Raw genomic sequence first — 13,739 nt, forward strand, 5'->3', positions numbered from 1 at the left:
ATTCAACTAGAACGAAAGCTTTACTTACTTGAAAAACTGAATTATAAAAAAAGCCGCTTCATTAAGAAAGCGGCTTTAAGAAATACTTTTCAGCTAAATTTTAGCAGAATTCGTTATAAGCATCACGAAGATTTTCAGCAATCATATCAGCCGGTCTACCTTCAATGTGGTGACGCTCTAACATATGTACTAACTCACCATCTTTAAATAATGCCATCGATGGAGAACTTGGTGGGAATGGTACCATATGCGCTCTCGCTTTATCGGTAGCTTCTTTATCTACACCTGCAAAAACAGTGACTAAATGGTCTGGTTTTTTAGCGTTGTCTAAAGACATTCTAGCTCCCGGACGAGCGTTTGCCGCTGCACAACCACAAACAGAATTAACAACCACTAAGGTTGTACCTTCTTTAGCGATCGCTTGATCTACGGCTTCAACATTTTGTAATTCTTCAAAACCTACTGCCGTCAATTCTTCACGCATTGGTTTTACTAAATCTGCTGGATACATATTTTTAAATTTTTTCTGTATTAATTTTAAGTGAACAAAGATATTAAATAAGTTATGGCTTTAAGAACTCAGCATCAGTAAGTTTAGCTATAGGCTTATAAATACCTTTTATAAAGTCGAAAAACTAACTTCAGCATTACAATTAAATCATAAATCTCCCGAAAGTTTACATAGCTAGGCTAAGCTTTTTATATTTGTAGTTCAATTTAAGTTTATGATTAAATGGGTACTAGCGGTATTGGGATTAGTTTATATGCGTTTTCCCGGTGCGGTTATAGGTTTTTTGTTAGGTACTTTATTAGAACTGTTTATAAAAAAAGGCGGGAGTGCACATCGAAATGTGTCTAAAATGTTTGGGCAAGAGCAAGAAGTCACGATGGGAGATTTTGAGCTCAATTTGCTTTCACTTTCTACCATTGTCGTAAAAGCCGACGGTAAAGTAAGCCAGACCGAGTTAGATTATGTGCGTAGTTATTTTGTAAAAGCTTACGGTAAAGATCGTGCTAACGCCACGTTTAGAACCTATAACGATGTGGTAAAGAAAAGGCAGATCGACGCCGGAAGAATTTGCGCTTACCTACATATGCGAACCACTTACGAAGTTCGCCTTCAAATTTTACACTTTTTATTCGGTATTGCGCAGGCAGACGGAAATGTCTCTAGCGGTGAGTTGCAACAACTTGCTAAAATTGCCGGACATTTACGCTTAAGTCAGCGTGATTTTGAAAGTATAAAAGCCATGTTTACGATGGCAGGACGACCATCGGGCGATACTTCTTACGCCTATACGATTTTAGAGATCGATAAAAACGTATCAAATGCTGAAGTAAAAAAAGCCTATCGAACGATGGTGAAAAAATACCATCCCGATAAGTTGCAACATATGGATAAAGTGCACCAACAAGGAGCGCGAGAAAAGTTTAATAAAGTGCAAGAAGCTTACGAGCAAATACAAAAAGAACGTGCTTTTTCTTAGGGCGTTCCCTTCGGGCGGGCTTTTCGTTACAATCTTTAGCTCCTAGCGTCGCTAAAGGATTTTCACTACAATCCCTAACGCGAATATTTTAGAAATTCCAACATTTTATTAGAAGTAAGGTAGCTAAATTTCCTGTCGATCACTTTAAAATCTTTATTCAATAAAATTAGTGCCGGCAAACTAAAAGCTTCATTTTTTCTACTTGCTAATACTTTAGCGAGCTGATGTGTCGGGTTGCGATGCGTTTCAATTTCATCATTAATAAATGTTGTTCCGTCAAAAATGATCGTGTCTTTTGTTTCAGCATTCATTTTTACCGCATAAAAATCTTTTGCTAATAATTCAATAACTTTTTGATCTTTAAACGCGTGACGATCCATTTTTTTGCAATACGCACACCAATCTGCATAGAAATATATTAAAACCGGTTTGGGCTCTTCTTTTAATTTCAATTCTAACTGTTCAAAATTGAGCCAGTCAATTTTAGTTTGCGCAAAAGCATTTCCGCAGCTAAGTAATAAGAAAATATAAATTAGGAGTTTCATCATTTATAAATTATGCAGGTTGCCAAATTTAATTCCGAAGAAAAATGTTCTCGGTAGCGATGGACCATAAACATAATCTGAATCTCGGGTTGCGCCGGTATCAAAATCGTCTTGGTAACTATTCAATATATTTTTAAAACCCGTAAAAATGTTCATTTGTAGGTTTTCACTTAAATCGAGATGATGATTAAGCTTTATATTAAGATCAAAAAAAGGATCACTTTCATTTAGCTGAAGAAAACCGCTATCACTCACCACCAACGGAACGGTCATTTTCCCAGTGTATGTTCCGGTAACATCGATACTCGATTCTTTAAAAACGCGTAGGTTAGTGTTGAGGTAACCATAAATAGTTGGATTTCGAACAAAGTCTTCGATCACAATATTGGTTTCAGCAGGATTGTTGCCATCAGCTTGAAAAAGCACCTGACCTTCTCGGTATTTAGATTGCTGAATCGTTCCGCCCATTTGAAAAGTAAATTTAGAAGATGGCGAAATACCCATTTCAAAATTAGTCCCGGCAACATAAGCTCCACTACCGTTTCTAACTTCTTCTAAAATTGAACCATTGGGTAAAGTTGCTCCTGTACTTACGGTGATAAACGGATTTTCAAGATCGGTGTAAAAACCTTCTAGCAAAAAATTGGTTTGTAATTTTTTGAAGTTTTTCGAGTAGTTTAAAGAAGCGGTAAACGCATTTGAATATTCGGTTTCTAAATCTTCAGAAAGAATCACGAATTGAGGTTCGCCACCAACCGATGAAATATGTAAATCTTCATTAAAGGCTTGCGGTGCTCGAAATCCTCTGGCATAACCACCGCGTAATCGCCAATTTTCAGCAAAATTATAAAGCAAAGTAAACCGCGGACTCAACACGGTCTGATCGATATTTGAAGTCCTGTTGACTTGTTGTATGTTATAATTTCCTTCAACATTTACGTGATCTAATCTTGTGCCAACTAATGCAGAAAAAACTTCAGAAGGGTTCCATTCATATTGCGCAAAAGTCCCGATCGAGTTTACTTTTTGATCGATAAATCTATTGTAGCCGGCGATATTATCTTCGGTGCGATTCAAATTATATTCTGCGCCGACCGTAAGAACGTCATTGTTGTTGAAATATCGGGTAAATTGACCGCCAACTAAAATCGCAAGATCGTCGGTATTTCCGTAAGCGTTAGCAGCGGTGATGGAGTCTTGAGCTGTTCTTCCGCCACCTAAACCGCCGTAAAAACTTTTCCGATGGGTGTGTTGCCCGGAGATGTAAATTGAATAATTATTTGTTTTTTCAGCATTAGAAAATTCATAGGTAAGTCCGCCCATCAACGTATTGTGATCTAATTCTTCGGTAATATCGGTTAAATGTGGAGCAAGATCTAATCGGTCGCCGCCACGTCGGTATTCTTCAATCGCAGTAAGATCTAAGGTGATTTTGCTATTTTCATTGGGTTTAAAAAATGATTTGGTGCCCAGGCTAGTGTTGGTGAGTTCAGTGAGTTCAGAAAATCCATCGTTGTTGGCGTCATAGCTGTCTCGATCGCGTTTCATTCCGTAAACGGTAATGCCCGAATTTAAATCTTCACTCACTACCGTGGCATTGGCATTAAAAACACGATCTGTCGATTGGCCATCAATAATTCCGAAATTTGTAGCAATTTCCCAAGAATTTAAAATAGGATCTTTAGTAATAATATTTACCGTTCCTGCAATGGCATTAGAGCCGTAAAGAGCAGAACCGCCACTGCGAACAACTTCAATTCGATCTAAAATGGAAGTCGGTATTTGCTCTAAACCATACACACTATTTAAAGCGCTAAAAACCGCTCGACTGTTAATAAGAACTTGGGTGTAACTCCCGTCTAAACCATTTAGACGAACTTGCGTAAAACCGCAATTTTGGCAATTGGTTTCAACACGAACGCCGGGTTGATAATTTAAACTTTCTGCCACGGCAATCGATTGAGTGGCGTAAAAAAGTTTTGGACTTAAGACATTCACCACGACCGGAGTTTTCTTAACATTCACACGGTTTCGAGTTGCGCTGATCACAACATCATCGAGGCCAAGCATATCTTCCTGCAATTCGATATTGAGAGGTTGATTTTTATAGTTTTCTGTTAAAATCGTTTTTTGTTCTGTCTTAAAACCAACCGCTTGTATTTTTAAAGTATATGTTCCCGGTTCTATTTCTAAAACAAAATTGCCCTCTAAATCTGCTGAAGTTCCTAACGTGCTATTTTCAATACTAATATTCGCAAACGGAATAGGTTTTCCTACGGAGGTTATACTTCCTTTAATTGTAGTTTTTTGCTGCGAATAACTCAGCATTGAAATTGTAAATATTAGAATATGAATAAGTTTCATTTTAATTAGTTTTATAAAACTTAATTTTTAGACAAAACTAAAAATTTGTTTTTATATAAAAAAATGTATTTTTGTGTAAGCAAAAATTTAGAATGACACTTTCTGAAGAAAATTACTTAAAAGCGATCTTCAATTTAGAAGAACAAACGCATAAAGGCGTGCCAACGAATGCAATAGCAGAAATGATGGAAACCAAAGCCTCTTCGGCTACCGATATGGTCAAACGTCTCTCTGAAAAAGATCTGTTGAAGTACAAGCCTTATCAAGGAACGCGGCTCACTCCAAAAGGAAAAAGTCATGCGGTTAAAGTTATTCGTAAACACCGACTTTGGGAAACTTTTTTAGTTGAGAACTTAGACTTTACTTGGGATGAGGTGCACGAAGTGGCAGAGCAACTAGAACATATTCAGTCAGATAAATTAATTCATCAGCTTGATAAATTTTTAGGCTACCCTAAAACAGATCCACACGGAGATCCGATACCAGACGAAGAAGGAAATATAGCAAAGATCGAAAAGAAAGTGTTGGCAGAGCTTCAGCAGGAAGATGAAGGAGTTTGTGTTGGGGTAGACGATTCTTCTTCAGCATTTTTGAAATATTTAGATAAACTCGATATTTCTTTAGGTAATAAAATAAAAGTGATCGAAAAAGAAGCTTTTGATAATTCGATGGTGATTCAAGTAGAAGAAAATACCATTAGCATTTCAAGTTTAGCTTCAAAAAATATATACGTAAGAAAGACTTCTTGATATGGAAAGTATTGTAAATTATTTTGAAAGTATAGATCCGGTTTTGGCCGCGCTTTATGCTACATTGTTTACTTGGGGATTAACCGCTTTAGGTGCTTCTTTGGTATTCTTTTTTAAGAAAATGAACCGAAAATTATTTGACGGTATGCTCGGTTTTACGGGCGGTGTGATGGTTGCAGCGAGTTTTTGGAGCTTGCTTGCGCCGGGTATCGAAATGAGTCCCGGAGAAGGTTTCGAGAAAACCATTCCTGCGGTAGTTGGTTTTGGTTTAGGAGCTTTGTTTATTTTTTCGCTTGATAAAATTTTACCGCATTTACACGTAAACTTTAAGATGAGTGAGAAAGAAGGTGTAAAAACTCCTTGGCATAAATCGGTATTGTTAACGTTAGCAATTACTTTGCATAATATTCCTGAAGGTTTGGCGATCGGTGTTTTGTTTGGTGGCGTTGCTGCCGGTTTTGAAGGAGCAAGTATTGGCGGAGCGGTTGCTTTAGCAATCGGAATCGGTATTCAGAATTTCCCGGAAGGTTTTGCGGTAGCGATGCCTTTACGCGGACAAGGTTTAAGCCGTTGGAAGAGTTTTAATTTTGGACAACTTTCTGCTATTGTAGAGCCTGTAGCCGCGGTGATCGGGGCTTATGCCGTAATGACATTTGAACCAATTTTACCCTATGCTTTATGTTTTGCAGCGGGTGCAATGATTTTTGTCGTGGTAGAAGAAGTAGTGCCGGAGTCGCAACAAGATAAATACACCGATATTTCTACACTAGGTTTTATAGGTGGCTTTATGGTAATGATGATTCTAGATGTTGGATTAGGTTAAAATTTTTATCTTTAAAAGATGAAAAAGATTCTGATATTTATAATAACGGTAGTGGCTTTCGGAAATTTGATGAATGCGCAACAGCAAAACGATTCAACAGCTATTCAAAAAGTTGAACCTCCTATAATCGTAGTTAAATTGCCGGAAGGAGAATCGTACAAATGGAAAAACTATTGCTTAACGTTCACTAAAATGTTGGCAGATTCTCGATGCCCAAAAGATGCTACTTGCATTTGGCAAGGACAAGCAAAAGTAAAAATGAGCTTAGAAAAAGATGGAAGTTTGATCGATTCAAAAGAAATCGTACTTACTAATCCTGAGCAAAACGGAACTTCATTTAACTTAGCTGAAAAATCTTTTCGGGTGTATGGTTTAATGCCTTACCCAACCACAAAAATGAAAGAAGAAGGAAATATTGATTATTACCTTCGCGTTGAAATTCCTTCGGAAGCTTCTTCTGCTTCAGAAAAATAATTAGTGGCAACCACAATCAGATTTTCCGCAGGCGCTTCCGGTATCGGTTGCTTTTTGTGGAGATTTCCAAAAGAATTTTTTCAATAGAAATCCTACAGCGATTAAAAACGTTACTAAAACTAAAATTTCCTGTATCATCATCTCTTTATTTTAAAAGTTGAAAAGCTGCTAATGCTGCTACATAAGCTATGCCAGACATCGCAACCAATTGCAAAGCCGGCCATTTCCAAGAGTTGGTTTCTCTTTTAACAATGGCAAGCGTGCTCATACATTGCATAGCAAAGGCATAAAAGAGCAATAAGCTAATTCCGCTGGCGAAGTTGAATAAAGGTCCGCCCAAAATTGGATTGGTTTCTGCCGCCATTCGATCTTTAATCGTTTTTTCTTCGTCGCTACCCACGCTATAAATCGTGGCCAACGTACCTACAAAAACCTCTCTTGCCGCAAAAGAACTCACAATGGCGATCCCAATTTTCCAATCGTAACCTAAAGGTCGAACGATAGGTTCGATACCTTTGCCCATCATCCCGATGTAGCTGTTTTCCAGCTTTACGGAAGCGACGTGATTTTCAAACTCTTCCGAAGATAAAGTTTCGCCATATTGTTCGCTCACAATTTCTTCAGCTCTATCAAATTCGTCGGTAGGACCATAGCTAGCTAACACCCAAAGGATGATAGAAATCGCTAAAATTATTTTACCGGCACCAAAAACGAACGATTTGGTTTTTTCAACGACATTAATTCCTACGTTTTTAAATAGCGGGAGTTTATAATCGGGCATTTCGATCACGAAATACGTCTTGCTTTTTATTTTTAAAATTTTGTTGAGTACCCAGGCTGAAAATACCGACATCCCAAAACCGAGTAAATACAGCAACATCAGTGTAAGTCCTTGTAAATTGAAAATACCTAAAACACGTTCATTGGGGATGACGAGCGCAATAATAATTAAGTAAACCGGAAGTCGCGCTGAACAAGTTGTAAACGGAACCACGAGAATGGTAATTAAACGCTCTTTCCAATCTTCAATATTTCTGGTGGCCATTACAGCAGGAATCGCACAAGCAGTTCCTGAAACTAATGGAACGACACTTTTACCACTTAAGCCGAAACGTCGCATTACACGATCCATTAAGAAAACAACTCGGCTCATATATCCACTTTCTTCTAATAAAGATATAAAGAGAAATAAAAATGCGATCTGCGGAATAAAAATAACAATACCACCTAAACCGGGAATAATTCCTTCAGAAATGAGATTGGTAAAAACACCAGAAGGTAATGCATCTTTTGTCCATTCACCTAAAAAGGCAAAGGTAGAGTCGATCAAATCCATCGGGTAACTCGACCAGTCGTAAATGGCTTGAAAGATGAGTAATAAAATTCCGAAGAAAATAACATAACCCCAAACTTGGTGCGTAAGAATACGGTCTAAACGTGAGCGTAAATCTTTAGCGGCAGCAACATCTTTTTTAAAGGTTTCTTTTAAAACGCCATTGATAAATTGATAGCGAACAATGGTTTCTTTTTGCTGAAGCCGTTTAAGGTCGCTTTTCTTTTTAGTTTGAAAATCTGGAGTATTCTCTAAACTGTTTCTATTTAAATTTCCAAAATTTACGTCTTGTGTGATCACTAACCAAAGTTTGTAAAGCGATTGGTTAGGGAAAGCTTTGCGAAGTCTATCGAAATAATCGGGTGCGATCGAAGAAGCATTTACGCAAGGTTCTGTCGAAATTTGTCGGTGATTAATGATGAGTTCTTTTAACTCTTCGATCCCTGTTTTTTTACGAGCACTAACTAAAGCGATTTTCGTTTGTAATCGCTTTTCCATTAATTCGACATCTAGCGAAATCCCTTTACGCTCCATTCGATCTGCCATATTGATCACCAAAATCGTAGGAATGCCTAGGTCTTTTATTTGGGTAAATAGAAGTAAATTTCGTTTTAGATTTTCAACATCACTTACTACAACAGCAACATCTGGATAATCTTTATCGTTTTTATTAAGCAATAACTCAATCACGATATTTTCATCGAGCGAAGATGCGTTTAGGCTGTAAGTTCCCGGCAAGTCTAAAATATGTGCTTTAAGTCCACGTGGGAGTTTACAAATACCTTCTTTTTTCTCGACGGTGATCCCAGGATAATTCCCTACTTGTTGGTTAAGACCGGTAAGGTGATTAAATACCGAAGTTTTTCCGGTATTGGGGTTTCCGATAAGGGCAACATTTATTTGTTTTGGCATTACTCTACAACTTCAATTTCTATCAACAGTGCCGTTTCTTTTCTTATGGCTAAGTGGCTTCCGTTTATGTTTAGATACATAGGATCTCTAAACGGAGCGGTTTGTACCAACTCTACTTTATTACCAGGTAAGCATCCCATTTCTAGCAGCTTAAGAGGAATATCGTCGTGGGAAAATTGTTTAATGATCCCTTTTTGCCCCTTTTTTAATGATGCGATGGTAAGTTTCAAGTTTTATTTAGATTGAATTTAAACAATGCAAAAGTAAAAGAAAAAATATTCTTAGAAAAACTTATTTAACAGAAGAATATTAGTGTTCTTTCTCTAGTTTTTTCAGCAGTTTTACATCTTCTACCAATTGCTTAATAGCTTCTGGATTAGTGCCGTCGTAAAAACCTCGAACACGCTTGCTTTTATCGATCAACGCAAAATTTTCTGTATGCACCATATCGTATTTACCGCCGTTTCCTTGAGATTTGGCAACGAGGTATGATTTTCTGGCAAGATCGTAGATCTGTTTTTTGTCTCCGGTAACTAAATTCCACTTTTCATCGATAACCCCTTTTTCTTCAGCATATTTTTTTAGTTGTGCAACGCTGTCGATCTCTGGCGTAACCGAATGAGAGAGCAGTAAAACTTCTGGATCGTCTTTAAATTCTTCTTGAATTTTCACCATATGATCGGTCATGATCGGGCAAATACCTTGACAGGTAGTAAAAAAGAAATCGGCAATATAAATCTTGTCTTCGTAATCTTTTTGAGTAATGGTATCGCCGTTTTGATTAACCAATTTAAAATCGGGCACTTTATGATATTTTCTTACATATTGTACGGTGGTATCTACCAATTCTTTATTCACCATATCGGGTTGATAGATAGGCAGCGTGGGTGCAGGCTTAAGAAGTTGATAAATAATGGTAATGATGATTGCTGAAAGTACGAAGAGTACAATGGCAAAATATTTATACTTGGTAAAAAACTTCAGCATAGCTTCTGTAACTTTTTGGCAAAATTACAACCTATTGGGCAGATGAAAATTGATTTTGGTCAATTATTTGCTATACAAAGCACTATTGAAGTCACATTTTTTTTCTAAGCAGATTTAAAAGGTTACTTTTGTGCGATTTTTTACACTAGAATATTGAAATTAAGACTATGAGTCCATTTTTTATAAAAGCACTTCAGCTAATATTAAGTTTATCTATTTTAATTGTTTTACACGAAATGGGACATTTTATCCCTGCTAAATTATTTAAAACTCGTGTAGAAAAATTCTTTTTGTTTTTTGATGTCAAATTTGCGCTTTTCAAAAAGAAAATAGGAGAGACCGTTTATGGTTTAGGTTGGTTACCCTTAGGAGGTTATGTGAAAATTTCTGGGATGATCGATGAAAGTATGGATAAAGAACAAATGGCAAAACCTCCACAAGAATGGGAATTTAGAAGCAAACCCGCTTGGCAAAGATTGATCATTATGATCGGTGGAGTTACCGTAAATATTATTTTAGGTTTCTTAATCTATATGATGGTGCTATTTGTTTGGGGAAGTCAAGAATTAAGCAACGATGATGTACAGGGCGGACTTTCAGTTTCTGAAAATGTAAAAGAATACGGTTTTAGAGACGGCGATCTAATTACCAAAATCGATGACGAAGAGTTAGATAATATTCTTTCGATGAATGGTGGTTTAAAGATCAACCGTTACTTAATGATGCGTGATATAAAAACTGTTGAAGTTTTACATAGCGACGGAAGCAAAGAAACTATCGAAATTCCTGAAGATATCGATACTAAATTATTTAAGGCCGGCGATATGAATCCGTTTGCTTTTGAAGCCGATCCACTTTTAAATGGTATTACTGAAGGAAGTAATGCTGAAAAAGCAGGCTTAAAACCGGGAGACCGAATTTTAGCGGTGAATGGAGATGCGTTAGCATCTTGGCAAGACTTTGATAGGTATAAAAAAGAGAATCTAAATAAGGAGCTTATTTTAACCGTAGAAACCGAAAATAATGAGCGTAAAGAAGTGGTAGTCACAGCCGATTCAACAGGAATGGTGGGAATGAGTGTAAATCCTTATAATAGAATTAGTCCACGAGAACGAGAATATTCTTTAGGTGAAAGTTTAACGAAAGGTTTTGATTATGCGTATTGGACGTTGCACGATTATGTAGCGCAATTTAAATTTGTGTTTACCAAAGAAGGAGCAACACAAGTAGGTGGTTTTGGAGCGATTGGTAATATGTTCGCACCAATTTGGGATTGGCATAGCTTCTGGATGCAAACCGCATTATTATCGATTATTTTAGCCTTTATGAATATTCTACCAATACCGGCTTTAGATGGTGGTCACGTAATGTTTTTACTTTATGAAATTATTACCGGAAGAAAACCGAACGATAAATTTATGGAGTACGCTCAAATGGTTGGATTCTTCATTCTCATAGGCTTAGTGTTATTTGCAAACGGTAATGATGTTTACCGTTGGTTATTTGATTAAAAAAAATTAAAAAAATATTTTGTGAATTGTAAAAAGTATTTATATTTGCATCCGCTAAGCAATTAAACGCAAAGCAAAACATAAACTCCTCTTTAGCTCAGTTGGTTAGAGCATCTGACTGTTAATCAGAGGGTCCTTGGTTCGAGCCCAAGAAGAGGAGCAAAAAGTAAAGCCTTACAGAAATGTAAGGCTTTTTTTGTGACTTATTTTATGAATTGATTATTCTGTATAATAGAAAAACCGCTACCCAAGCGGTTTTTCGTTAATTGTCGAGTACATAAAATTACAAAGTACTCTAGTTTATACGCTATGAAATGCATTCAACTGATAACAAGATAGTTAATAATAGCTTCTGAAAAATTTATAAAGAACTAATTTTGATTGAACAAGAAGATTTAACTTTTTGAATTTAATTGTTCAACAAGATAGAATAATTAATTGAAAAATTTATTCTAACACCTCTTCCGCTAAAATCACATTTCCTCCCAAATCTTTAATTTGTTGCTTAGTTTTTCTGAAATTTTCTTCATTTAAAGCCTTGCAAGCATCTTCAATTAGAACAGGTTGAAAGCCTTCATTCAGTGCATCGATTACGGTAAAGCTTACGCAAATATCTCCCGCAAGTCCACAGAAGTAAAGTTCTTTAGCTTCTTTTTCTTTTAGATAGCCGGCAAGTCCTGTCGATTTTAAATGGGCATTATCATAAAAGCCACTATAGCTGTCAATTTTAGGACTGGTTCCTTTTCTAAAAATAGCTTCAATAGCGATGGTATTTAATTCAGGATGAAAATCGGCACCTTTGGTGTTTTGAATACAATGCGCCGGCCAAAGTGTTTGTTGAATTCCTTCTACTTGAATAGTTTCAAATTCCTTTTTACCTAAATGATTTTTAGCAAAACTTATATGGTTTTCGGGATGCCAGTCTTGCGTAGCGATCACAAGATCAAATTTAGGCTGTAACCGATTGATTACCGGAATAATTTCATCGCCTTTAGGAACTTCTAAAGCGCCGCCGGGCATAAAATCGTTTTGTGCATCTACAATGATAAGAACTTTCATATACTAGCTTTTATGGGCATTAATTAATCGATCACGTTCTTGTTTAAGCGCATCACTGATTCCTACTTTATAAATATGTGGATTGTCGAAGCGCTTATATTCTAAAGGAAGTAATGCCAGTCTGCTTTTACTAAAATTAGCAATTTCTTCTAAACTTGAATTCGTAGTTAAATTTTGACCGTTTTCCATGACTAAATGAAGTAAAGGCTCTTGCTCAAAATTTTCAACATTCATCTTTTTAAAAGGTTCTGACGGATGATGTATCTGTTTTGGTTGATCTTCATTTTTTAGCGCAATTGCATCAGCTCCATTAAATTGACCGTTAGTATCGTAAGTTCTAAAAACTTGTTTCACGTGCGGGATGGTGGTTTTTGCTAAACTTTCAGATAGTTTAATTCTGGGTTTTCCGGCAGCATAGGCTAATTTATAAACTCCATCTAAAGCTCCGTCGGGTTTGCCAATTACTAAATTGGTGCCAACGCCATAAATATCTATAGACGCATTTTGTTCTTGTAAACTTTTGATCACATATTCATCTAACTGATTAGAAGCTGCGATTTTCACATAAGATAAGCCGGCAGCATCTAATTGCTTTCTGCTTTCTTTTGCAAAATATGCCAAATCACCACTATCTAACCGAATGGCTAAAAGCTTGTTTCCGCGTTCTTCCATTTCTTTAGCAACTTTAATTGCGTTTGGCACTCCGCTATTCAGCGTATCATAAGTATCGACCAATAGCACACAGTTCTTAGGACGCTTCAAAGCAAAATCTCGAAAGGCCTCTAACTCACTATCGTAACTTTGTATAAACGAATGCGCCATAGTACCGGAAATCGGAATCTTAAAATCTCTTCCTACAACCACGTTACTTGTACCATTAAAACCACCGATAACTGCTGCTTTACTTGCATAATAACCGCCGGGACCTTGCGCTCTTCTCAATCCAAAATCTAGTAAAGTTTTGTCTTTTGCAATTAGTCTAATTCTGCTGGCTTTGGTAGCAACCAAAGTCTGAAAGTTAAGTAAGTTGAGTAAAATTGTCTCAATGAGCTGAGCTTCTATTAAAGATGCTTCTACTTGAAGAATTGGCGCTGTTGAAAATACTACTTCTCCTTCTCGGCAAGCACGTATATTTCCTTTAAACTGAAAATCTCGTAAATATTCTAAAAATGAATCTTCAAAATCTTGAGTTTTTAAATAATCAAGATCTTCATCAGAAAAAGAAAGTTGCTCTAATTGTTTTAGAAAATCTTGAAGACCGGCAAAAATAGCGTAACCACCTTGGTACGGAATTTTTCTAAAGTAATAATCAAATACTGCTTTTTCATCTGCTTTACCTTTTAAAAAGTAAACTTGCGCCATACTTAATTGGTAAAGATCGGTATAGGTAAGGGAGTAATTAAACATAAGGAAAGGGCTTTCTACAAAATTAATGAATGTAGTTTAAGATTTCCCTTTTGCTTTGCTAAAAATGAATTAAAAAAGCCTTCATTCT

14 protein-coding genes and 1 tRNA gene are annotated in these 13,739 nt (G+C 36.5%); 6 read left to right on the forward strand and 9 right to left on the reverse strand.

What is annotated here, in order from left to right:
* Positions 1-100: 100 nt before the first annotated feature.
* Positions 101-511, reverse strand: a complete 411-nt coding sequence (locus tag G551_RS0106315) for a BrxA/BrxB family bacilliredoxin (RefSeq protein ID WP_027884761.1) — start codon at positions 509-511, stop codon at positions 101-103.
* Positions 512-725: 214 nt separating this feature from the next.
* Here G551_RS0106315 and G551_RS0106320 point away from each other — a divergent pair, with 214 nt between their 5' ends.
* Entirely contained in the window at positions 726-1,487 is a 762-nt protein-coding gene (locus G551_RS0106320) for a TerB family tellurite resistance protein (protein ID WP_027884762.1), read from the forward strand.
* 74 nt (positions 1,488-1,561) lie between these two features.
* On the opposite strand, the gene G551_RS0106325 is transcribed toward G551_RS0106320, so the two are convergent.
* On the reverse strand, positions 1,562-2,032 hold the full coding sequence (locus tag G551_RS0106325; protein ID WP_027884763.1) for a thioredoxin family protein: 471 nt from the start codon (positions 2,030-2,032) through the stop codon (positions 1,562-1,564).
* Between the two features lie 3 nt (positions 2,033-2,035).
* Positions 2,036-4,396, reverse strand: a complete 2,361-nt coding sequence (locus G551_RS0106330) for a TonB-dependent receptor (protein ID WP_027884764.1) — start codon at positions 4,394-4,396, stop codon at positions 2,036-2,038.
* 92 nt (positions 4,397-4,488) lie between these two features.
* Here G551_RS0106330 and G551_RS0106335 point away from each other — a divergent pair, with 92 nt between their 5' ends.
* Genes G551_RS0106335 through G551_RS16200 form a run of 3 tightly spaced genes read left to right on the forward strand, consistent with a single transcriptional unit; the run spans position 4,489 to position 6,442 of the window.
* The gene (locus tag G551_RS0106335; RefSeq protein ID WP_027884765.1) at positions 4,489-5,145 is read left to right on the forward strand and encodes a metal-dependent transcriptional regulator; all 657 of its coding nucleotides are present in this window, start codon (positions 4,489-4,491) and stop codon (positions 5,143-5,145) included.
* A gap of 1 nt (position 5,146) precedes the next feature.
* Positions 5,147-5,968 carry a ZIP family metal transporter gene (locus G551_RS0106340; protein ID WP_027884766.1) on the forward strand — a complete coding sequence of 274 codons (822 nt, stop codon included), beginning with the start codon at positions 5,147-5,149 and terminating at the stop codon, positions 5,966-5,968.
* Between the two features lie 18 nt (positions 5,969-5,986).
* The gene (locus G551_RS16200; RefSeq protein WP_051191307.1) at positions 5,987-6,442 is read left to right on the forward strand and encodes a hypothetical protein; all 456 of its coding nucleotides are present in this window, start codon (positions 5,987-5,989) and stop codon (positions 6,440-6,442) included.
* Here the strand turns inward: G551_RS16200 and G551_RS16550 are convergent, their stop codons facing one another.
* The 4 genes from G551_RS16550 to G551_RS0106365 all read right to left on the reverse strand — a co-directional run bounded on the left by G551_RS16550 (position 6,443) and on the right by G551_RS0106365 (position 9,674).
* Positions 6,443-6,580, reverse strand: coding sequence for a FeoB-associated Cys-rich membrane protein (locus G551_RS16550; protein ID WP_156876765.1), 138 nt, complete (start codon positions 6,578-6,580; stop codon positions 6,443-6,445).
* 7 nt (positions 6,581-6,587) lie between these two features.
* The gene (gene feoB / locus G551_RS0106355; protein ID WP_027884767.1) at positions 6,588-8,687 is read right to left on the reverse strand and encodes a ferrous iron transport protein B; all 2,100 of its coding nucleotides are present in this window, start codon (positions 8,685-8,687) and stop codon (positions 6,588-6,590) included.
* The gene (locus G551_RS0106360; protein WP_027884768.1) at positions 8,687-8,917 is read right to left on the reverse strand and encodes a FeoA family protein; all 231 of its coding nucleotides are present in this window, start codon (positions 8,915-8,917) and stop codon (positions 8,687-8,689) included. Before G551_RS0106360 ends, feoB begins: the two co-directional genes overlap by 1 nt.
* A 79-nt stretch (positions 8,918-8,996) precedes the next feature.
* Positions 8,997-9,674: an SCO family protein gene (locus G551_RS0106365; RefSeq protein ID WP_027884769.1), complete on the reverse strand. Its 678-nt coding sequence runs from the start codon at positions 9,672-9,674 to the stop codon at positions 8,997-8,999.
* A 167-nt stretch (positions 9,675-9,841) separates the two neighbouring features.
* Between G551_RS0106365 and rseP the strand changes: the two genes are divergently transcribed.
* Positions 9,842-11,185 carry an RIP metalloprotease RseP gene (gene rseP, locus G551_RS0106370; RefSeq protein WP_027884770.1) on the forward strand — a complete coding sequence of 448 codons (1,344 nt, stop codon included), beginning with the start codon at positions 9,842-9,844 and terminating at the stop codon, positions 11,183-11,185.
* 86 nt (positions 11,186-11,271) lie between these two features.
* Positions 11,272-11,345: transfer RNA gene (locus G551_RS0106375), tRNA-Asn, on the forward strand.
* Between the two features lie 287 nt (positions 11,346-11,632).
* On the opposite strand, the gene pncA is transcribed toward G551_RS0106375, so the two are convergent.
* A complete protein-coding gene (gene pncA, locus G551_RS0106380; RefSeq protein WP_027884771.1) occupies positions 11,633-12,244 on the reverse strand; it encodes a bifunctional nicotinamidase/pyrazinamidase in 612 nt (203 codons plus the stop codon).
* Between the two features lie 3 nt (positions 12,245-12,247).
* Positions 12,248-13,651 carry a nicotinate phosphoribosyltransferase gene (locus tag G551_RS0106385; RefSeq protein WP_027884772.1) on the reverse strand — a complete coding sequence of 468 codons (1,404 nt, stop codon included), beginning with the start codon at positions 13,649-13,651 and terminating at the stop codon, positions 12,248-12,250.
* Positions 13,652-13,739 lie beyond the last annotated feature (88 nt).

Origin of the sequence: Mesonia mobilis DSM 19841 (assembly GCF_000423405.1) — a bacterium.
In the GTDB taxonomy this organism is placed as follows: Bacteria; Bacteroidota; Bacteroidia; order Flavobacteriales; family Flavobacteriaceae; genus Mesonia; species Mesonia mobilis.